The sequence below is a fragment of the Commensalibacter sp. M0268 genome, from assembly GCF_016101925.1.
Classification (GTDB): domain Bacteria; phylum Pseudomonadota; class Alphaproteobacteria; order Acetobacterales; family Acetobacteraceae; genus Commensalibacter; species Commensalibacter melissae.
Genome location: NZ_JACFPQ010000002.1, coordinates 185,325 through 204,963, shown reverse-complemented (window position 1 = coordinate 204,963; position 19,639 = coordinate 185,325). Strand labels below are relative to the sequence as shown.

The following is a 19,639-nucleotide window of genomic DNA, read 5'->3' as shown; positions in this document are numbered from 1 at the left end:
TTGTCAAAATGTAAATTGTACCCTGGACATAATCAGATTACTTGTGCGTCCAGTTGAATTATAGTAATTATTTCTAGACCGTGTCGCCATTACATGATTATAATCAAGTGATATCCGCATATGTGACGAGGGATACCAATTCAACCCTGTTGCAAATATATTTTGTTTTCCTCCTTGAACCCCAAGATAATGACCGTTTTCATTCATACGATATTTATAATGATTAAGGTTCATGTTACTCCATCGGATTGACCATTCCAAAGCTCCCCATTCTCCCGCGACAGGATTGAAAAAGCTCCCGACAGGGGGAGTGAAAACAGCTTTACTTTCATCATAGGATCTTGGTTGTCCAAACAGGACATAATTGACGCTAATATACCAGCCAGAAAAATGCAAATTGGGCCTATTGCCTGACTTTTCCGCAACCCGTTGCAAAAACATGGAGTAATATTCGGACTGTATCAGAAAACGATTCAATCTTACCGCAAATTCAGGTCCTATTGCCCATATATTATTTACACCCTGAATAGTTCCTGTTCGCAAATAAGGACGGCCCAACCAAACTTGCCCCTCCTGTCCCGTACTTAATGAATATTTTCGGCTATCACCATGTGTCACAAAAGTTGTTGATAAACCCAAATGCATATCATAATGATTGATAGCTAAAGGTCTTACCGCCGCTCTTACAATACCGCCAAGTTCATTTCTTTGAAAATCCTGATAGGTTCCTCCCAACCTTTGTCCGGTAACTGAAGCGCTAAGATAATACCGTTTATTCCAGTGAGTCATCATCAAGGCAAGACGGGCATCTGATCCTGTTAAATTTCTAACCAGATCAACAATCATTGGACGTTCAACCAGAATAAATCCATTTGAGCTTTCAGTATCCAGCATAGTTATGGGAGGTTGTAACAGACCGATAGCGATAATGGTGTTTTCAAATCCGACATATTTTAAATAGGCCTCATAAATGGAATTATTAACCAATGCTGGACGCCCTGCATCCGGTGTTATATTAATGATGAAATCATCATAGCGGATAGCAACATTAAATCGCCCCCTACGCAAAAATGCCTGTGAACCATCCATTCTGGATCCATTGCGTTTATTATCCGGACCTATAATTCCACCAATATCAAACTGTAAACTTGCCCCAAGAGAGATACTAAATCGACGATCACTGGATACCAGAGTTGGACGTCCCTTGGGAAAATTCAAATTGAAATGACCTATTTGATAAGAAATATCCCTATAAATATCAATGTTTCGAATTTTGTCAGCATTCCACATTGTACAATCCTGTTTATGATCCAAACATAGGTAAATGGATTGTTTGTTTCTGGAATTAGGAAATGCAGAAATCAATGAATTAGAAACACGTTCTGTTTGAGCATAGGCAAAAGAAATAGTAGCTTTTAAAACAATAATATTAAATGAACATGACAAAATAGGTCTTATATTCCTATATAAGGCCTCTACACTATTTATTCGATTTTTTTGAACCATGAAGGATCCTACTGTATTAACAGCCTTAAACTGAAGAAAGATTAAACAGAGCAGTTCTGTCTATAAATTTTGTCTCATTTCAGTAATGAATAATCATTCAAATCCTTTTAAATTTGTATATTCTCAAAAACAGCTTAAAGCCTTACCTCTAAAAATCAAGCCCTTGGGAGAATTAAATTTCTAAAAATTAAATTCGATACGAGAAATGAGAATATTACTTTTACGACCAGCACTATTGTAATAATTATTTCTTGAACGAGTGGCAAAAACATAATTATATTCAAGCGAAAATCGCATCTGATCAGCTGGATACCAATTGAAACCTGTTGCGATAACGTGCTGTTTTCCACCATGTATATTTTTTGGTTTGCCGTTATCCCAATCGTATCGATGGCTGTTTAAATTCATGGTGCTCCAGCGTGCTGTCCATTCCAGTGCTCCCCAATCCCCTACCGCTGGATTAAAAAGCGCATTTTTTGGTGCGGAAAAATAGGCACGTTCGGAAAAATATTGTCTTGGTTGACCGAACAAGACATAATTTGTACTGACATACCATCCAGCAAACTTTAAATTTGATCGGCGTGAATTATTTTCCGAATTTCTTTGCAAATCAATTGAGTAATATTCTGACTGAATAATACAACGGTTGAATCGGAAAGCGAATTCAGGACCTATTGCCCAAATATTGTTTACCCCGTTAATTTTTCCGGTACGAATATAGGGACGCCCCGGCCAGATAAAGGCCTCTGGCAGTGCATTCATGGAATATTTCCGATTATCTCCATGAAATGCGACCGTTCCACTCACTCCCATATGCAAATCATAATTTTGAGATCCTATTGGATGGATGACAGCACGAATAATCCCCCCTTTTTGATTCTTTTGAAAATCCTGATAAAATTTACCAAAACGCTGTCCGGTAACTGAAGCGCCAATATAATAATTTTTTCCCCAATGAGAGGCTGTAAATCCTATTCTGGCATTCGCACCAGCTATATTTCTTACAAGATCAATGATCATGGGGCGTTCTACCAAGGTAAATCCTGCAGATGTTTCAGATCCCAGCAAAGTGACTGATGGTTGTATCAAACCAATGGATAAATCTGTATGATGAAACCCGGTATAATTAAGATTAATCTCATGAAATGAATCATTAACCAATGCACCACGTCCAACATCAGGAGCAACCATAATTTTAAAGTTATCATAGGCAATTGTTATGATAAATCTTGCACGCCTCAATACAGCCTGTGACCCACCCATATCGGGTTGATTATGTTTTTTATCGGATCCTATGAAACCACCAATATCATATTGAATGGACGTTCCAATTGATAGACTGAAATGATTATTCATTGATTTTAATAAAAATCTACCTTTGGGAAAGCTGATTTTAAAATCAGCCATATCATAAATTATATTTTTATATGGATCCAAATATGTAACCTGATTTGTTTGGAATAAAGATTCATCACTGGCTTTAGCGGCTGAAACCCAATTCAATAAAAAATATAATGATATTGAATAAATCCCGAATTTTGAAAAAGCCATAGAAGTTTCATAAGATTTTCGCATTTTACAATTTCCATGGATTTTCTTTAATAAAGACCTGTTTGATCTTTGAAGAAATTTTCAATTATTTTTTTCAAATATTAATGTATCCAGTATTGATTATATATACAATATGTTTGTAATATATTTTTATTTACTTTAAAATATAGTATTATATTTAGAAAAAATAATTTTTCATGTTAAATAAATTTTAAAAATAGCACTTCAAAACCTTAAAAAGTTAGTTGTAAACGTGAAATTATTAGATTGCTATCCTTTTTTCTTAAATGCCATAAATTGTTTCTAGAACGTGATGAAATTATATGATTATAATCAATCATCACCCTGAAATGTGGTGACGGATACCAGTTAAACCCCGTTGCTATGACTTTCTGTTTTCCACCTTGCACTCCTGCTGCATATTTGTTATTTTCATAATCCCCAGCATGACTATTGAGGTTCAGATAACTCCAACGGACTGACCATTCCAAAGCTCCCCAATCCCCAGCGGCAGGATTAAACAATGAACCTTCTGGTGCTGCAAAAATAGCGCGAGAGGGTAAATAATGACGATGAGCCCCGAAAATCGCGTAATTTAAACTTCCATACCATCCCCAAAAATGAAGATTATCATTATGTCCATATCCCTCATTCTTTCTTGGCATAAAAAATGAATAATATTCCCCTTGAAAAATCAGCCTTTTCCATCGTAAGGCAAATTCAGGACCTACAGCCCATATACTGTTGACACCATTGATGGTTCCTGTCTTAAAATCTGCCGCGGAAGGGAAAAGACGGGATTCATTATAACTTACAATAGAATATTTTCTATTTTCACCATGAACGGCAAATGTTCCTGTTACGCCCAAATGAAGATCAATATTTCTTGAAGCTATTGGACGACCTGCCAATCTTAAAACGCCTCCCTTCTGCCCCTGTTGAAAATTGGTAAATTTTTTACCAACGCGTTGCCCTGTATAGCCAACACTGATAAGGTATCGCTGCCCCCAATGAATAACATTGAAACCAGCACGAGGTTCCCCTCCGGCAACATTTCTTAACATATCGATAACCATGGGTCGTTCTGCAAGAAAAAATCCCCTGGAAGTTTCAGAATCCAACATTGATAAAGTGGGTTGGAGTAAACCCCCTCCAATTACCAGATTCTTAATACCTGTATATTTCAAATCCGCTCCGAACAGATCATGATGTTCAAGTCCAAAACGTCCAATATCTGGTGTAACCGTTAAGGCGAAATCAGTATATTTTACAACAATAATCGGACGTCCACGACGTAAAGTTCCTTGATAACTTGAAACTTTTGGTCCATTTGCTCGTTTATTTGGACCTAATAAAGCCCCAATGTCGTAATTAATATAAAGACCAAAAGCGATACTAAGTTTTTTACTCGCTGAATAAAATGTCGGTCTTCCCTTTGGAAAGGCAAGCGTTGAATAACCTACTTGATAATGAAGGTCTTTATATGGATCAACATTTACGACCCTATCCGCATTCCACATTGTGCAACGGATGGATTTTTCATAACAAATATATTCAGCCTGTTGATCATTTTCATCTTTGTCTTTTTTTTCTTCTTTTTCTTTATTTAAAAAAGGAATTATATTTGATCTCCATCGGTTAGTCTGATAGACATTCGCATAAGAAAATGAAATCGAGATCTTCAAAAAAAGAATACCCATTGTACATGATCGTAAAAACCCTTTTTTACGTACATATGAGAGGTTACTTTGTACGGCTTCAATATTGTTTACCATTATCAATGACCCCTATATAATTTTATTAGACGAAAATAAGCTCAGTACCCATTTATAAGCCACTTAATATTGAAATATAATTTCACAAATATTTCAATTTTTATTCAAAAATGTTAAAATAAACCAAATTAAGTTTTTAATTATAATTTAAAATAATTGTCGAATAACAAACGTGAGATGAGATGTCACTTTTCCGAGATTTTTTCTATTTTGAAAGGTTATTACCCTCTAAATATCAAAAAAAATGGTGCCTGATTTCCGTAAAATTACATAAAAAATTACCCAAAACGATCCCATTGTATCTATATATAAACCATAAGGATGACCCAACATTTGAACCTTTAACTTATCTTGTCTCCGGTAGGTTTCTTCCCAACTTTTGGCGTGTATCTCTTGTTTATCTTCCTGAGAAAACGAACTGTTTACGAATCTATCCAATCGCCAAAATTTTTAATTCCACTTTACAATCAGTTTCATCAGTAAAAATTCGGGCTCTGAGCCGCTTAACGACGGCTTTAATATTAATTATTATAAATCCTTTTACTTTTATAAAAATTTTTTGTTATCCCTTCATTCATCTAAATAAACGTATTCGAATGGGATTATTACAAAATCAACAAATATTTTTTCCTAATTTACCATATAAATATTGGTACAATTTATATGAAAACTGGAATGGTAACGAGATAAAGAAACTATATGAAAGTAATTATATTCATCTATGGCCTGTTTTTTCATTATTTACATATTATGGTAAAACCATGGAAATTGACTGGAACAATTTTTACCAACATCCGAATACTAGAGGAAGAACCACTCCCCAAGCTTTTCAAACACATTATATCATTCTTAAAAATTCAAACGAAATTTTAGAAGAACACAGTTTGGCTGTTTTTGCCGATCAGGCTACTCGTCAACATTATCCGGCCGCACTTTACGCTGATTCAGATGAAATCAATAATCTGAATGAACACAGCAACCCTGTATTCAAGCAAAATTTTAACTTGTCGATTCTACTGACAGGTTTTCTTACCCAAGATATATGGATTATCAGAAAAGATATATTTGATGATTTCATAAAAGAATTTGATTCTCCAATTCGTTCCATTTATGCCATTAGAATGGCTTTGGCCCTTTATTTATGGAAAAAAAATCATTTTATTTATCATGTCCCTCTGATCTTAAGTCATAGGACTGCAAAAGTATCATTACATGATAAAAATGAAATAATTGAAATCATCAAAATTTTCAAAACTGAACTGAATTGGCAATTTAACGTTAATACCCATACATTTCCCTTTGATATAAATTATATAAATTATCAAGATCCCGTAAGTCTCATCATCCCGACAACCCTCGGTTCCGAAACCATACATCAATGTATTACAAAACTAATAAAAAAAACCTCTTACCCAAGATTAGAAATTATTCTTGTCATCTCGCAAAATAAACCTTTGACAAAACAACAGGAAAAGTTTCTCAGTTCATTCCAGTATCATAAACATTTAAAAGTTCTATTTGTTAAAACAGATCAATTCAATTTTTCGAAAAGTTGCAACGTTGCCATCAGGCATTCTAAATACCCTTTTATAGCCCTAATAAACGATGATATTGAACCTCTGGATCAAAACTGGTTATCCTTAATGATGGGTCATATGCAAAATGAAAAAGTAGGCGCTGTTGGTGCAAAACTATTTTATCCTGATAAAAATATTCAGCATGCGGGCGTTATAATGGGTGCCGCTAATTTATGTGAACATGCCGGTCGTTTTCACAAGTCAGATAATTTTTACCTGACGCATGATCATGAGATCAGTGCCGTGACGGGTGCCTGTATGGTTATTCGCCGTCTGGCTTTTAACGACGTAAATGGATTTGATGAGACATTTGAAATAGCATATAACGATATTGATTTCTGTTTACGTTTAAGAGAGAAAAAATATCATATCATCCAGTGTCAGAATGCACAATTGATCCATTACGAATCTCTTTCACTCGGAAATCATTACAAGGGTGAACGTGCCGGAAAAGAACGACAGGAAATTCTTTCTCTGAAAAAAAAACATTTTAAAATCATAAATTATGATCCATTTTATAATCCCAATTATTCCCTGCAACGTGGAAGAGATTACCAGCTTGCCTTTCCCCCTCGCATTTCAATTCCATTTGGATTAACTGAAAATAATGTCTGATTCCAATCCCCCAAGCATTTTGATAGAGAATGTTTCATTATCCTTCAATAATTGTCAATTGTTCAAAAATCTAAACACTGTTTTTCCAGCCGGAAAATTCAGTATTATTCTTGGTGCAAGTGGTGTGGGTAAAAGTAGTCTTTTAAAGATTATTGCAGGATTGCAACATTGTAAGCTGGGAAGCGTAAAAGCGGATGATAACAAATCTTTATCAAAACGGATCAGTTATATGGGACAACAGGATTTATTAATGCCTTGGGCAAAAATACTATATAATGTCACCCTAGGCAGTAAACTCCGTGGTGAAAAACCAAATCGGTATAAAGCTTTAGATATCCTTGAACAAGTAGGCTTATCCCATGTTGCAAATGCATATCCATCCGAACTGTCTGGCGGAATGCGTCAACGTATCGCTCTTGCAAGAACACTGTATGAAAATCGCCCCATCGTTTTAATGGATGAACCTTTTTCAGCATTGGATAGTGTAACACGAACCAACATGCAAACCTATACGGCAAAATTGTTGAAAGGTAAAACAGTTATTCTTATCACACATGATCCTTTCGAAGCTTGTCGATTGGGAGAACAAATTCAGATTATGGCAGGAACTCCTGCAAAACTATACGATTCTTTGGTAGTTCCTGGATCTATACCTCATCCGCTGGAAAATCTCGACTTACAAAAGGCCCAAGCCCATTTATTATCTCTTTTGATAGAAAAAACACAATCATGAAAACTCATTTACATGAATCTTTTTTAATAAGTATCCGCATTGTTTCATTAATCGGAAGCTTGATTTTTATCTGGTGGTTGATCAGTTTTTTCAATTACATCCCCGCTTATCTTTTACCCTCACCTTCAGCGGTCATTCAGGCTCTAAACATTAATCATCAGCTTTTATGGCAAGCCACGCTTACAACAACACAAGAAACCATAATAGGGTTGGTAATTGGATGTTTTTTTGGAATGTTTCTTGCTCTTTTTATGATACTTGTTCCTTTTCTCCGTCACTGGTTAATGCCCATCATCATTATCAGTCAATCAATTCCCACCTTTGCTCTAGCCCCTTTACTCGTATTATGGTTTGGTTTCGGAATAAGTTCAAAAGTTGTAATGACCGTTATAATGATTTTTTTTCCCGTAACTTCATCCTTTTTTGACGGCCTAAACAGAACACCTCAAGGATATCTTGATTTAAGCAAAACCATGAATACATCTGCCTTACGACAACTTTTATTTATACGTATTCCTGCTGCTTTACCCGCTTTTTCGTCAGGTTTGAAAATCGCGGCAGCTATCGCTCCCATTGGTGCGGTCATTGGAGAATGGGTCGGCGCGTCTTCCGGTTTGGGATATTTAATGCAAAACGCCAACAACCGTTTTCAAACAGATTTGATGTTTGCCGCCCTTTTGATATTATCATTCATGACAATGAGTTTGTGGGGAATCGTTACATTAACAACAAAAACCTTAATTTCCTGGTCAAATGAATAAAATTAATTATATTAGCATCTGACCTTCGGAACAAACTTCCTTAAAGGAACGAATTATGACACTTTCAAATAAACCTGCTTTTGCATAAGGATCACTGATGGCAAATCCCTCGGCAGCTGCACGATCTTCTACATTCAGAATAATGAGTGAGCCACAACTTTTTCCCTCATTATCCAATAAGGGGCCAGCAATTTTTATTTGTTTTTCATAAGTCTTAAGATACGCCAGATGTTGAGAGCGAACAGCCATTCTCATTTCTAGAGACGAAGGTTTGTCATTACACATTATTACAAATAACATTTGTTTTCCCACCACTACTTTACAAATCTTGAATAAAAAAACATATTATGACCAAGAATGGATAAGCTTGCCAGTTTTTTAAATATAAAATATCCTCTTATTTTCCATAAACCCTGATTATTTTTCAATGACTGATTCAAGAACTCTATCAAAACCAAGAAATAATCGATTTTTTTCAATCAATCGATTAGCAAATCCGAAATTTTTTTTTCAGTTTACGACAAAACTTCAGCCCTGGATCAACGGGTTTGCTTTGTTTTTCATCGTCATTGGAATAATATGGGGCCTTTTTATCTCCCCAGCAGATTGGCAGCAAGGGGATAGCGTAAGAATTATGTATATTCATGTTCCCATGGCCATGCTTGCCAGTGCCGGTTATATTTTACTTGCTTTTTGCGGTTTTTCATCCCTAGTCTGGAAACATCCCTTAGCCGATCTGGCAGCCAAAGAAATTGGACCTGTTGGAGCTGTTGTAACTGCCCTATGTTTAATAACGGGGTCCATTTGGGGAAAACCCATGTGGGGCACTTGGTGGGTTTGGGATGCACGATTAACATCAGTTCTGATATTGTTTTTTCTCTATTTAGGACATATCACTTTATGTCATGCCTTTGATGAACCTCAAAAGGGTTATAAGGCAGCTTCCATTCTTGCCCTTGCAGGCGTTTTTGATCTCCCTATAATCAAATTCAGTGTTCAATGGTGGAACACATTACATCAGCCAAATACATTCAGTTTAACCCATGCCTCCTCAATCACTCTTTCCATTGCTACCCCATTGATTTTCTGTTCGCTGGGTTTTTCCCTTGGATTTATAGGTATACTATTTACACGAATTCGAACCGCCATTCTTGAAAACCAGATCCATCGCCTACTTATCAATTCACAATCTTTGTCAATGCAATGATCATGTCGCATCTCCCCTACTTGATTTCCGCTTATGGAATTACCCTGTTAACTGTTTTGGCTTTATTGCTTACCACTTATAGACGATTTCACCAGGCAAAAAATAAACTGGACATTATGAAAAAACTTAGTCATGAAACGTAAAACTCAACGTCTATGGATAATCCTAACTTGCATGATAGGCTTCGCGATTGCAATCGCATTGATTTTATCAGCTTTTTCAAGTAATTTAGTCTATTTCAAAGTTCCTTCCCAACTCATAAACCAATCCATATCTAATTCTACCACAATACGATTGGGAGGAATGGTTGTAGCCAACTCCCTTCATCATCAGAATGACCATCACACACCAATCGCTATATTTGATATTACAGATGGAAAAGCTGCCATTCATGTAAAATATAGAGGCATTTTACCTGATCTATTTCGAGAGGGACAAAGCGTTATTGCCATTGGTTACTTAAATCCTCAAGGAATATTCATCGCCACTGAAGTATTGGCCAAACATGATGAAACTTACATGCCTAAAGAAATCGCCGACGCTTTGCGCAAAAATGGCAAGTGGGATCCGCGTTTTGGTCCACCACCCGATCCAGACAGCTGGAACCACATGATAAAACCCCAATAAGCAATGGAATGACAAATGTTTTCAATTCTTCTAAGTCCCGAACTTGGTCATTTTGCATTGGCACTTGCCTGCTGTTTGGCGGGGGCTCAATTTGTTCTGCCATTACTAGGAAACAAAAAATATAATTTTCATTTAATGAATCTAGCGTCCCCCCTGGCATGGGGACAGTTTTTCACTCTGTTGATAACATTTATTTGTTTGGTTACAGCAGCATTGAATAATGACTTTTCTGTGCAAAATATCTTACAGAATAGTGCAAGTGACAAACCCATTCTTTATAAAGTAACAGGCATATGGGGAAATCACGAAGGTTCAATTCTCTTGTGGGCATTTATACTTTCCTTTTTCGGGGTTCTTTTTTCAAGTTTCAGTCATCATCTTCCATTTTCATTGAGAATAAAAATCATAGCCATTCTTGGCGGATGCGCAGCTGGTTTTGAACTTTTTTGCCTGATTACATCAAATCCTTTCCTGCGAATCTGGCCTGCCCCGATGGAAGGTCAAGGAATGAACCCGCTACTTCAGGACCCGGGATTGGCGTTTCATCCCCCAATTCTTTATACTGGCTATGTAGCTTTTTCAATTCCATTCGCCTTTGCTGTTGCCGCATTGATGGAAAAACGAGTTGATGCAGCCTGGGGACGATGGATTAGACCCTGGGTTATTACTGCATGGATTTTTCTTACCGCTGGTATAGCAATTGGATCATGGTGGTCCTACTATGTTCTTGGATGGGGAGGCTACTGGTTTTGGGATCCTGTCGAAAATGCCGCATTAATTCCATGGTTGACGGGAACCGCCTTATTACACTCAGCCTTGATCGTTGAAAAACGTGAAGCCCTGAAAGCATGGACGATTTTTCTTTCCATTATAACTTTTTCTCTTGCATTATGTGGAACTTTTCTGGTTCGTTCTGGCATATTAAATTCCGTACACGCATTTGCATCAGATCCAACCCGTGGAATTTTCATTCTTGTATTACTAACAATTATTTGTGGAGGTGCTTTGGTTCTGTTTGCGTGGCAGGCTCCACTTCTTTTATTCACGGCATTATTTGCGCCCCTATCTCGAGAAGGCTCAATCATTCTCAATAATATATTATTCTGCTCCCTGGCTGCCATTATTTTGGTAGGCACCCTCTACCCTCCTGTTTTACAAATGATTGATGGAGAAACTATTTCCGTTGGAAAACCATTTTTTGACAAAACCTTTATCCCTCCGGCCCTCATTGCAATTTTTTTTATGGCATTTGCACCTTGGTTGGCATTTAAAAAAGCAAAAATAAAAAATTTGCTTCGTCCTTTATCCATTATGGGAATTATTACGATCATTATCGTCATCGCAAGTTTTATTTATTTACATCGTTTCTTGCCAGCCATTGCGACAGGGGTTTCATTTTGGGTAATCATGGGTGCCCTCACAGATTTCAGCGGTAAATTATCTTTATTTCATACCTCGTTCAAAAATAATATCAGCCGGATGAAAAATTTACCTAGATCCTTTTATGCTGCCTATATTGCTCATATTGGCGTTGCTGTTACCTTATTGGGGATTGTGGGAATGGCCTATAGTCAACAAAAAATTGTTGAGGTACCTATTGGGACAACTCTGCATCTGGCGGGTTATGAATGGACCCTGGAATCTGTACAAAAAAGAAATGGACCCAACTATCAATCCGAGGAAGCGGTTCTTAAAATCAGTAGACATAATAAAACAATATGCTGGATGTTTCCTGCCCGACATTTTTTTCCTCGCCAGCAACAGGTCATAACAGATGTAGCCATTCATACCAATTTTATCGCTGATTTGTACGCTGTTCTTGGAGATAACAGGAACAATCATGACAAAGCTAGCGTCTATGTCCTGAGATTACACTTCAACCCCTTGGCACCCTGGATCTGGATCGGTGGTTTCATTATGATATTAGGCGGTATCATCACCCTTATTGATCTTTGCGCCAATAAGAACAATAAAAAATTTTCCATGCAAAAAATGGAACAATCATCATGAAATCCATTACCAGACGACGATTGATATGGGGATTACCACTGGGTGCAACCGTTCTTGCAGGTGGAGGGTTTGCCACGATGCTATCCAGTTTAAAAAAAGGAAAATTCGATCCGCATAAAATAGAACTTCCCAATTTGAACAAACCTATTCCGGATTTCAAACTCAAGCCAATATTATCCTACAAAAATTTTGACAGCCTATTGTTAAAACAACAGCACAAACCTGTATTAATCAATTTTTTTGCTTCATGGTGTCTACCCTGTATCAGTGAGATGCCAATTTTGAATCAGCTTTCCACCAGGCTTTCCATATGGGGCATAGCTTATAAAGACAAAAATAATACGATAGACCAGTTTCTAAACCGTCATGAAAATCCATATCAATATCTAGGACAGGATGATGAGGGGATGATTGGAATCAATTGGGGAATCTCTGGCGTGCCTGAAAGTTTTCTTATTATCACGGGGGGAATTATACGTTGGCATTATGCCAAACCTTTGGATAAAACTGCCGTTTCATCCCTGCTTTCACTTGTAGGGACCTGATCAATGCGATTAGTTATCATTCTTGTCCTGATAATCATTAACTTTTTTTCTATTCCCACCTATGGTCTCGACAGCCCTGATGAAATATTGCCAAACCAACGGCAGGAAAAAAAAGCCGAAGAGATTGGCTCGCAATTACGCTGTCTTGTTTGCCAGAATGAATCCATAGAAGACAGTAATGCCGAACTGGCAAGGGATCTAAGAAAAGTCGTTCGCCAACATGTTCAGGCTGGTGAAACCGATGATCAAATCATCCAATGGATGGTTGACCGTTACGGCAATTTCGTGCGGTTAAGTCCCCCCCTTAATCTTGCAACCGCGTTATTGTGGTTTATGCCTTTACTTGCCCTTTTGACAGGGTGTCTAATAGCTCTCATAAATTTCAGGAAAAAAGGGTTGAAGCCATCTCCCTTAAATAAAGATGAAGAAAAACGTCTCGAAAAATTGATGAAAGAACCTTGATCCATGTTATGGATAATGATGATCTTAATCAGTCTTATCAGTTTGATACCCTGTTTTATAAGTCTGTACCGGAAAAAATATCCTTCAATAGCGAATAATCCTTCAATAGCTTTTTACCAGTTACAACTTAAAGAACTGGAAAGTGAATTGCGACAGGAATTGATTTTACCAGAAGAATATCATCAGGCAAAACTTGAAATTCAACGCCGGCTTTTAAATTCGGATGATCAAAGTGAAAAAAATAATTCCATATCTTGTGATCCGGCAACCAATGGTCATTTTTTTATTCTGTGCGGCTTGATTTGCATTCCCCTGACCGCCATAGGTCTCTATTTGCTTAATGGTGTACCTGCCTTGCCTTCTCAACCCTTACGAACAAGAATAGCTGAACAGCAAAAACAGAATAAAGATCTCGCACCTTATGTAAAACAATTGAAAGAAAAAATTGTCACGCTTGCTTATAATGATCCGAAACGGATAGAAGGTTACCTCTTACTGGGCCGGATTGAAGCTGAACAAGGTCAGTTAGACAATGCTATTCAAGCCTGGAAAACAGCTCTTGACCAACGTTTTGACCCTTACCTGGCCGCGCAAATTGCCGAACTGATAATTCAAAAAAATGGTCATATGACCGAAGAATCATTCACTCTTTTTCAACAGGCCCTACAACGCGCATCTTCAGATGCACCGTGGCGAAATATGGCTGAACAGAAAGTCATGGAATATCATAAAAACAATCCTTAATTCTGTTTGGATTGATAATCCCTGAAAGCATTATATAAAAAAACAATATTTGTCGCGGTAAGATGTAAAACATATTCCGCCATATAAATTGATGGCGATGGAGATTGAGACGAACTGCCGTGACCACCAAAATGATTTCGCAATTCTGGCACCCCTGTTTTGAGAGTCATGATATAACTGTCGATTGTCTTTTCCATCCCAACAGGAAACAATCCATTTTTGTGTATAATTTTTATGAGATCACTGGCCCGGTTGTTTGGATCATATTCCCATTCACATTCATTGCAAATCGATTTCAACAATGATTCAAAAGCACGATTACATCCGACAATACAATCCTTGATATATTGATTCCGGTAATGTTTATGTGCATTACTATATTCTTCATTAACCTTTTCAAAAGCCTTATTATGAATAATCTCCAATGCAGGTTTAACGATTTCCTTATGAACATATTGATGATCAATACGGATTATTTCACCATTTTCATACTGATACCCTACGCCTGCATAAAGAAAACGTTTATTCAATTCCTCAATCAACCCAATTAAGATTTCATCATTATTGAACTTATAATTAGGATCAACTTTTGAGAGAATTGATATCCTTATTCCAATTACACATTCAATAAGATCTAAAACATGTTCATAATTATCATTACTGACAATATAAGATTCGAATCGATCAATAAAATTCAATGAATTAGAATCTAAAAATTTGTTACCCCATTCCCTTGATACAGCTTCATAAGTCAAAACCCACAACTGTTTACTATCCATGTTTATTGGATAATAATTAAATTCTATTTCTAATAAATTCTTTAAAATGAAAAAAATCTGTGTTTTTAATTCTTCAGAAAAACAGTCATAAACATAGACATCATTTTTGATAGCTTTTTCAGCTTTTATACGGTTTGAATATAGATTTATGATTACCATTTTTAAAAACTTCTTTTTATGGAATTAAAATATTTATTACATTGTATTCAATGAAAAAGCCGTTTGATGTTTCTTTTCTGGCGGAGGGTTGGGCTGACAGGAGATAAGATAGATACCAAATACAAAAATTGTATTACTGATGCTGTTCAATAATAATGTTTCCTGAAAACGCTGATCCGCGACGATTCCTAGATAGATTGAATAGATTGCAAATGGAATCGAGATAATTCTTATGCCTGCCAGCATCATACGAAACGGATTGAGAAATCCTACCCGAATAATGGATTGCATACGATAAATGGATAAATAAAATAACACGCCAAGACACCATGCCATTACATTAAAAAGCACAGAAAAAACACTCATTTCAAAATAAAGAACAAGTAGAATCAGGGAACCGGCTGAAAAAACCAGCGATCCGAGCTGTAAACTCATTCCAATTTTCAATGCTGACCATTTTTCTGGCAGACGGTCAGCAATTGGTTGGAAAAAACGATCCAGTAACCATAGATCAAGAGCGAGAATTCGATCAGAAATGGGGGGTTTATTATTTGAAAACATGAAACTTTTATCCAGCAACTTTTAAAAAAAGTTATAGCATTATATCAAGCTTAATCAAACAATATACATTTCCAAAAATTATATTTTAACCTTCGCAAAAAGAACCCGCTTTAATTAAAAAGCGGGTTAAAGGATATCAAGAAACAAACATACAAAATTAGGGTTGGATCGCATTTTGCCTATGTTCTTTCAACATACTCAAAATCCGTTGAATACATCGACCACAGTCGGGTTTTGAACCACAAGATTTATAGACTTTGCTTGGACAGTCTGCACCATCCTTAATAGCATTTCCTATATCCTTGTCGGTTAATGCACGACATGAACAAATATACATTGCCAAGGCCCCATCACAACTAGGTTGTTAATAATGATTATAATAACCATTCTTAATAACTATGTCTACAATTTTTTTATTACGTATCTAAACTTTTTTTGATCATGGATTTATTTCTTTTTTTATTTACAAAAAAAACATATAATTAACTAAATAATCACAAAGATTATTTTAATAATATCAAGTAATTTAAACATACAACAATTAAGGATTTCATTAATGATCAAAGATAAAAAAGTAATTGAATATTTGAATATTCAACTTACAAATGAATTAACAGCCATCAATCAATATTATCTTCACTACAAAACCCTGTGTCATTGGGGAGTCACCATTCTTGGCAAAAAAGAATACCAGGAATCCATTGAGGAAATGAAACATGCAGATTCGCTGATTGAACGTATTCTCATGCTTGACGGATTGCCCAATATGCAAAGATTAAACACCGTACAGATTGGTCAGTCAGTTGAAGAGATCCTCCATGCTGATCGCCAGATGGAGATGAAGGCTTGCAAAGATTTACGCGAGGCAGTTTCCTATTGTGAACAGATACAGGATTACGTGACTCGTCATATTTTTGTTTCAATTTTGGATTCTGAAGAAAAACATATTGACTTTATTGACAAACAATTTGATCTGATCAAACAAATTTCTATAGGTCGTTACATTACTTTAAATTCTGATCACGCAACGGAACAAGAATCGTAATTCAAATTTTATTCAATATGGATATCTTATTAAAGTAAGATGTTACTATCTTACTTTTTAAGAAAATTACGAATTATCCTTTTTCATACAAATCAAGTTAATATATCCAATCTTACAAAAGATTGTCTTTGACAGATCCTCTGTAATTAAGCAAGATTAGCTTTTACAAATTCAACAACCCTGTTTTAAATATTTTATATAGACAAAACCCGAACAGGAAATCAAAGACATGAGATCAATCATACCCCCTTTGACACTAAGCTTGACTTTGCTTGCAACCACCCCTTTTAGCGGGTTTCTTCATCCTGCCTATTCTGTTCCCACCATTCATATTTCATCAAAAAATATATCTTCTTCAAAACAGCAGGTAATTCGCGCCACTTTGAAAAATGGATTACGGGTGATTATCATTAAAAATAATTTGGCCCCTGTTGTTACGGCGCAAGTCAACTATCTTGCCGGTTCCAACCAAACGCCAAAGGGATTCCCGGGAACTGCACACGCATTGGAACATATGATGTTTCGTGGAAGCAAAGGTCTAGACAAGGATCAGCTGGCAATTATCGGGGCACAATTGGGCGGAAGCTATAATGCCTTTACCACAGAACACGTCACACAGTACTATTACACAGCTCCTGCCGAAGATTTAGATGTTATCCTGAAAATTGAAGCTTTACGAATGAATGGATTAAGCTTAAATGCCGCGGATTGGGACAAGGAACGTGGAGCGATTGAACAAGAAGTTTCAAGGGATTTGTCCAATCCAATTTATAAATATGTTTCTGAATTACAAAAGATTTTATTCAAGGACACCCCATATGAACATGATGCTTTGGGAACCCGTCCATCTTTTGATAAAACAACCGTTCAGGATTTACGTGAATTCTATGAAACTTACTACACACCCAATAATGCAATCCTTGTTATCTCAGGCGATATTGATCCCCAAAAAACCCTGGCAACTGTCAAACAAAATTTTTCTTCCCTACCTCGCAAAAATCTACCCAAACAAACCTCTTTCAAATTAAAGCCAATAAAAGCCAAAACATTACATTTTCCAACGGATCTCCCAGCTGGACTTATAACAATGGCATGGCGTATGCCTGGGGAAAAATCCAGTGATTATGCCGCCGCGACCATTCTGAGTGACGTTATTTCAAGCCAGCGGGAAAAGTTATATGATTTAGTGCCACAGGGAAAGGCCCTGTCAGCTGATTTTGAATATATTCCCAAAGGCAATACGGGCTTTGGCGTGGCTATTGCAGCATTTCCAAAAAACAGGAATCATCAATCCCTTTTGAACGAGGTTCAGACAATCCTTAGATATTTTCATGAAAATGGTGTTCCGGCCGAACTTGTCGAAGCGGCAAAACGCAAGGAGATTGCATCCCTCAAATTCTCTGCCAACAGTATCACGGGATTGGCCAGCAGCTGGTCAAATGCCTTGGCTTTTCAGGAATTAAATAGTCCTGATGATATGATTGCCGCTCTTAAAGCAGTCACTCCAGAAAAAGTTAACCAATTGGCAAAAAGGATTTTAAAACCGGAAGAAGCGATCACGGCGATTCTCACACCTGAGGATTCCGGAAATCCTCTATCGAAAAAAGGTTATGGAGGTGCTGAATCTTTTACCTCAATTCCTGATAGACCTGTCCCCTTGCCTGAATGGGCTGATAAGGCACTGAAAAAACTTAATATACCCAAGGCATCCCCTTTACCTACAGATATAACCCTGAAAAATGGTATTCGTTTGATTGTTCAGCCAATCAATGTCAGTGATACCATAAGCGTATTCGGTGCCATTCGACAGAACTCAAGTCTGCAAGAGGAAAAAGATAAGGAAGGTATTTCAGACATTACAGATGAGATGTTCAAGTATGGGACCAAGACTTATGATCGTCTGACTTTTCGCAAACAGATTGATGACATCGCTGCCGATATCAATACAGGAAGCGAATTTTCATTATCCGTTCTTACACCCTATTTTGACCGTGGTATGCAGTTATTGGCTGATAGCGAGTTAAATCCGTCTTTCAAACAAGAAAACCTAGATATCGTCAAATCACAAACAGCGCAGTCCCTAAAAGGATTATACCAGTCCCCAGGTTATCATTTTGACAGATCCGTTGCAAAAGCGGTCAATCCCATTAATGACCCAAGTTTACGTCAGCCAGTCCCTGAAAAAGTTATGAAATTAACCTTAAATGATTTGGAAAATTTCTATCAGCAATCCTTTCGTCCAGACCTTGCAACAATTGTTGTGGCAGGCAACATAACGCCTGAAAAAGCGAAGGCAACCGTTGAAAAATATTTCGGGTCATGGAAGGCGAAAGGTGTCAGGCCCAATCTTGATTTGCCTCAACGTCCAAATAGCAAGACCTCCTACATTCATGTTCCCGATAAAAGCGCAGTGCAAAGCAGCGTCGCATTGGTTGAATCCATCCCGCTGAACGTTTACCATCCGGATCATTATGCCCTGAACCTTGGCAATGAAATATTAAGTGGCGGATTTGCAGGGCGGTTTTACAAGGACTTGCGGGTTAAGACAGGATATGTCTATAACGTAAACAGCTCTTTTGACTGGTCCCGCACACGTGCGGGATATAACATCAGTTTTGGTGCGGATCCTGACAAGGTTGATCTCGCCCGCAAGGCAGCCCTGAAAGACTTGCAGGCCATGCAGACGCAACCCGTCAGCGAACATGAACTGCAACTGGCCAAGGCGTCATTGCTGAGGAGTATCCCATTGCAACGTTCCAGCATTGACAAACTCGCGTCACAATATTTGACCTTCAGCGAATTGGGATTGCCCCTGGACACACCGCAAAGATCAGCCCAAATCTATTATCGGATGAGTGCCGGCGATATAAGGAAAGCCTTTAAAACATGGATCAGAATTGATGACCTCGCCCAGATTACCAAAGGGCCAATTAACCAGAAATAAAATTATATATTATTGTTATTTATTATATAGGCAGATTT

At 37.1% G+C, this 19,639-nt stretch carries 19 protein-coding genes; 12 read left to right on the top strand and 7 right to left on the bottom strand.

Annotation, left to right across the window (positions count from 1 at the left end):
- Positions 1 to 3: 3 nt before the first annotated feature.
- The 3 genes from H3R28_RS04330 to H3R28_RS04320 form a co-directional block, all read right to left on the bottom strand.
- Positions 4 to 1,506 (bottom strand): OprO/OprP family phosphate-selective porin, encoded by a 1,503-nt coding sequence (locus tag H3R28_RS04330; protein ID WP_198209754.1) that lies wholly within the window; start codon positions 1,504 to 1,506, stop codon positions 4 to 6.
- Positions 1,507 to 1,686: 180 nt separating this feature from the next.
- Positions 1,687 to 3,081: an OprO/OprP family phosphate-selective porin gene (locus H3R28_RS04325; RefSeq protein ID WP_198209752.1), complete on the bottom strand. Its 1,395-nt coding sequence runs from the start codon at positions 3,079 to 3,081 to the stop codon at positions 1,687 to 1,689.
- Between the two features lie 209 nt (positions 3,082 to 3,290).
- The gene (locus tag H3R28_RS04320) at positions 3,291 to 4,832 is read right to left on the bottom strand and encodes an OprO/OprP family phosphate-selective porin (protein ID WP_198209750.1); all 1,542 of its coding nucleotides are present in this window, start codon (positions 4,830 to 4,832) and stop codon (positions 3,291 to 3,293) included.
- Positions 4,833 to 5,014: 182 nt separating this feature from the next.
- On the opposite strand from H3R28_RS04320, the gene H3R28_RS04315 reads away from it, so the two are divergent.
- From H3R28_RS04315 to H3R28_RS04305, 3 genes are read left to right on the top strand one after another with little or no spacing between them, the layout of a single operon-like run.
- The gene (locus H3R28_RS04315) at positions 5,015 to 7,024 is read left to right on the top strand and encodes a glycosyltransferase (protein ID WP_198209748.1); all 2,010 of its coding nucleotides are present in this window, start codon (positions 5,015 to 5,017) and stop codon (positions 7,022 to 7,024) included.
- Positions 7,017 to 7,757, top strand: a complete 741-nt coding sequence (locus H3R28_RS04310) for an ABC transporter ATP-binding protein (RefSeq protein ID WP_198209746.1) — start codon at positions 7,017 to 7,019, stop codon at positions 7,755 to 7,757. Before H3R28_RS04315 ends, H3R28_RS04310 begins: the two co-directional genes overlap by 8 nt.
- A complete protein-coding gene (locus H3R28_RS04305) occupies positions 7,754 to 8,518 on the top strand; it encodes an ABC transporter permease (RefSeq protein WP_198197062.1) in 765 nt (254 codons plus the stop codon). Before H3R28_RS04310 ends, H3R28_RS04305 begins: the two co-directional genes overlap by 4 nt.
- Positions 8,519 to 8,524: 6 nt before the next feature.
- On the opposite strand, the gene H3R28_RS04300 is transcribed toward H3R28_RS04305, so the two are convergent.
- The gene (locus H3R28_RS04300) at positions 8,525 to 8,818 is read right to left on the bottom strand and encodes a YciI family protein (protein WP_122123336.1); all 294 of its coding nucleotides are present in this window, start codon (positions 8,816 to 8,818) and stop codon (positions 8,525 to 8,527) included.
- Positions 8,819 to 8,945: 127 nt separating this feature from the next.
- On the opposite strand from H3R28_RS04300, the gene H3R28_RS04295 reads away from it, so the two are divergent.
- Genes H3R28_RS04295 through ccmI form a run of 7 tightly spaced genes read left to right on the top strand, consistent with a single transcriptional unit; the run spans position 8,946 to position 14,113 of the window.
- The gene (locus H3R28_RS04295) at positions 8,946 to 9,725 is read left to right on the top strand and encodes a heme ABC transporter permease (protein ID WP_198209744.1); all 780 of its coding nucleotides are present in this window, start codon (positions 8,946 to 8,948) and stop codon (positions 9,723 to 9,725) included.
- A 2-nt stretch (positions 9,726 to 9,727) separates the two neighbouring features.
- Positions 9,728 to 9,868 carry a heme exporter protein CcmD gene (gene ccmD, locus H3R28_RS04290; RefSeq protein ID WP_198209742.1) on the top strand — a complete coding sequence of 47 codons (141 nt, stop codon included), beginning with the start codon at positions 9,728 to 9,730 and terminating at the stop codon, positions 9,866 to 9,868.
- On the top strand, positions 9,858 to 10,352 hold the full coding sequence (ccmE, locus tag H3R28_RS04285; RefSeq protein ID WP_155565208.1) for a cytochrome c maturation protein CcmE: 495 nt from the start codon (positions 9,858 to 9,860) through the stop codon (positions 10,350 to 10,352). Before ccmD ends, ccmE begins: the two co-directional genes overlap by 11 nt.
- Positions 10,353 to 10,367: 15 nt before the next feature.
- A complete protein-coding gene (locus H3R28_RS04280) occupies positions 10,368 to 12,362 on the top strand; it encodes a heme lyase CcmF/NrfE family subunit (RefSeq protein ID WP_198209740.1) in 1,995 nt (664 codons plus the stop codon).
- On the top strand, positions 12,359 to 12,907 hold the full coding sequence (locus H3R28_RS04275; RefSeq protein ID WP_198209738.1) for a redoxin family protein: 549 nt from the start codon (positions 12,359 to 12,361) through the stop codon (positions 12,905 to 12,907). Before H3R28_RS04280 ends, H3R28_RS04275 begins: the two co-directional genes overlap by 4 nt.
- Before the next feature lie 3 nt (positions 12,908 to 12,910).
- The gene (locus H3R28_RS04270) at positions 12,911 to 13,369 is read left to right on the top strand and encodes a cytochrome c-type biogenesis protein (RefSeq protein ID WP_122123330.1); all 459 of its coding nucleotides are present in this window, start codon (positions 12,911 to 12,913) and stop codon (positions 13,367 to 13,369) included.
- A 15-nt stretch (positions 13,370 to 13,384) separates the two neighbouring features.
- Positions 13,385 to 14,113 (top strand): c-type cytochrome biogenesis protein CcmI, encoded by a 729-nt coding sequence (gene ccmI / locus H3R28_RS04265; protein WP_198209736.1) that lies wholly within the window; start codon positions 13,385 to 13,387, stop codon positions 14,111 to 14,113.
- Here ccmI and H3R28_RS04260 read toward each other — a convergent pair.
- The 3 genes from H3R28_RS04260 to H3R28_RS04250 form a co-directional block, all read right to left on the bottom strand.
- Positions 14,110 to 15,051, bottom strand: coding sequence for an STM4504/CBY_0614 family protein (locus tag H3R28_RS04260; RefSeq protein WP_198209734.1), 942 nt, complete (start codon positions 15,049 to 15,051; stop codon positions 14,110 to 14,112). The two genes, ccmI and H3R28_RS04260, sit on opposite strands and share 4 nt — an antisense overlap.
- Positions 15,052 to 15,087: 36 nt before the next feature.
- The gene (locus tag H3R28_RS04255) at positions 15,088 to 15,612 is read right to left on the bottom strand and encodes a hypothetical protein (protein WP_198209732.1); all 525 of its coding nucleotides are present in this window, start codon (positions 15,610 to 15,612) and stop codon (positions 15,088 to 15,090) included.
- Between the two features lie 157 nt (positions 15,613 to 15,769).
- On the bottom strand, positions 15,770 to 15,949 hold the full coding sequence (locus H3R28_RS04250) for a bacterioferritin-associated ferredoxin (RefSeq protein WP_155565201.1): 180 nt from the start codon (positions 15,947 to 15,949) through the stop codon (positions 15,770 to 15,772).
- A gap of 219 nt (positions 15,950 to 16,168) precedes the next feature.
- On the opposite strand from H3R28_RS04250, the gene bfr reads away from it, so the two are divergent.
- Both bfr and H3R28_RS04240 read left to right on the top strand, forming a co-directional pair.
- A complete protein-coding gene (gene bfr, locus H3R28_RS04245; RefSeq protein ID WP_110438757.1) occupies positions 16,169 to 16,657 on the top strand; it encodes a bacterioferritin in 489 nt (162 codons plus the stop codon).
- 229 nt (positions 16,658 to 16,886) lie between these two features.
- Positions 16,887 to 19,601: a pitrilysin family protein gene (locus tag H3R28_RS04240; protein WP_198209730.1), complete on the top strand. Its 2,715-nt coding sequence runs from the start codon at positions 16,887 to 16,889 to the stop codon at positions 19,599 to 19,601.
- The last annotated feature ends 38 nt before the right edge of the window (positions 19,602 to 19,639 follow it).

Excerpts from the sequence above, each read along its gene's own strand:
- H3R28_RS04330 (WP_198209754.1), bottom strand. The coding sequence starts at position 1,506 with ATGGTTCAAAAAAATCGAATAAATAGTGTAGAGGCCTTATATAGGAAT.
- H3R28_RS04325 (WP_198209752.1), bottom strand. The coding sequence starts at position 3,081 with ATGCGAAAATCTTATGAAACTTCTATGGCTTTTTCAAAATTCGGGATT.
- H3R28_RS04320 (WP_198209750.1), bottom strand. The coding sequence starts at position 4,832 with ATGGTAAACAATATTGAAGCCGTACAAAGTAACCTCTCATATGTACGT.
- H3R28_RS04315 (WP_198209748.1), top strand. The coding sequence starts at position 5,015 with ATGTCACTTTTCCGAGATTTTTTCTATTTTGAAAGGTTATTACCCTCT.
- H3R28_RS04310 (WP_198209746.1), top strand. The coding sequence starts at position 7,017 with ATGTCTGATTCCAATCCCCCAAGCATTTTGATAGAGAATGTTTCATTA.
- H3R28_RS04305 (WP_198197062.1), top strand. The coding sequence starts at position 7,754 with ATGAAAACTCATTTACATGAATCTTTTTTAATAAGTATCCGCATTGTT.
- H3R28_RS04300 (WP_122123336.1), bottom strand. The coding sequence starts at position 8,818 with ATGTTATTTGTAATAATGTGTAATGACAAACCTTCGTCTCTAGAAATG.
- H3R28_RS04295 (WP_198209744.1), top strand. The coding sequence starts at position 8,946 with ATGACTGATTCAAGAACTCTATCAAAACCAAGAAATAATCGATTTTTT.
- ccmD (WP_198209742.1), top strand. The coding sequence starts at position 9,728 with ATGTCGCATCTCCCCTACTTGATTTCCGCTTATGGAATTACCCTGTTA.
- ccmE (WP_155565208.1), top strand. The coding sequence starts at position 9,858 with ATGAAACGTAAAACTCAACGTCTATGGATAATCCTAACTTGCATGATA.
- H3R28_RS04280 (WP_198209740.1), top strand. The coding sequence starts at position 10,368 with ATGTTTTCAATTCTTCTAAGTCCCGAACTTGGTCATTTTGCATTGGCA.
- H3R28_RS04275 (WP_198209738.1), top strand. The coding sequence starts at position 12,359 with ATGAAATCCATTACCAGACGACGATTGATATGGGGATTACCACTGGGT.
- H3R28_RS04270 (WP_122123330.1), top strand. The coding sequence starts at position 12,911 with ATGCGATTAGTTATCATTCTTGTCCTGATAATCATTAACTTTTTTTCT.
- ccmI (WP_198209736.1), top strand. The coding sequence starts at position 13,385 with ATGATGATCTTAATCAGTCTTATCAGTTTGATACCCTGTTTTATAAGT.
- H3R28_RS04260 (WP_198209734.1), bottom strand. The coding sequence starts at position 15,051 with ATGGTAATCATAAATCTATATTCAAACCGTATAAAAGCTGAAAAAGCT.
- H3R28_RS04255 (WP_198209732.1), bottom strand. The coding sequence starts at position 15,612 with ATGTTTTCAAATAATAAACCCCCCATTTCTGATCGAATTCTCGCTCTT.
- H3R28_RS04250 (WP_155565201.1), bottom strand. The coding sequence starts at position 15,949 with ATGTATATTTGTTCATGTCGTGCATTAACCGACAAGGATATAGGAAAT.
- bfr (WP_110438757.1), top strand. The coding sequence starts at position 16,169 with ATGATCAAAGATAAAAAAGTAATTGAATATTTGAATATTCAACTTACA.
- H3R28_RS04240 (WP_198209730.1), top strand. The coding sequence starts at position 16,887 with ATGAGATCAATCATACCCCCTTTGACACTAAGCTTGACTTTGCTTGCA.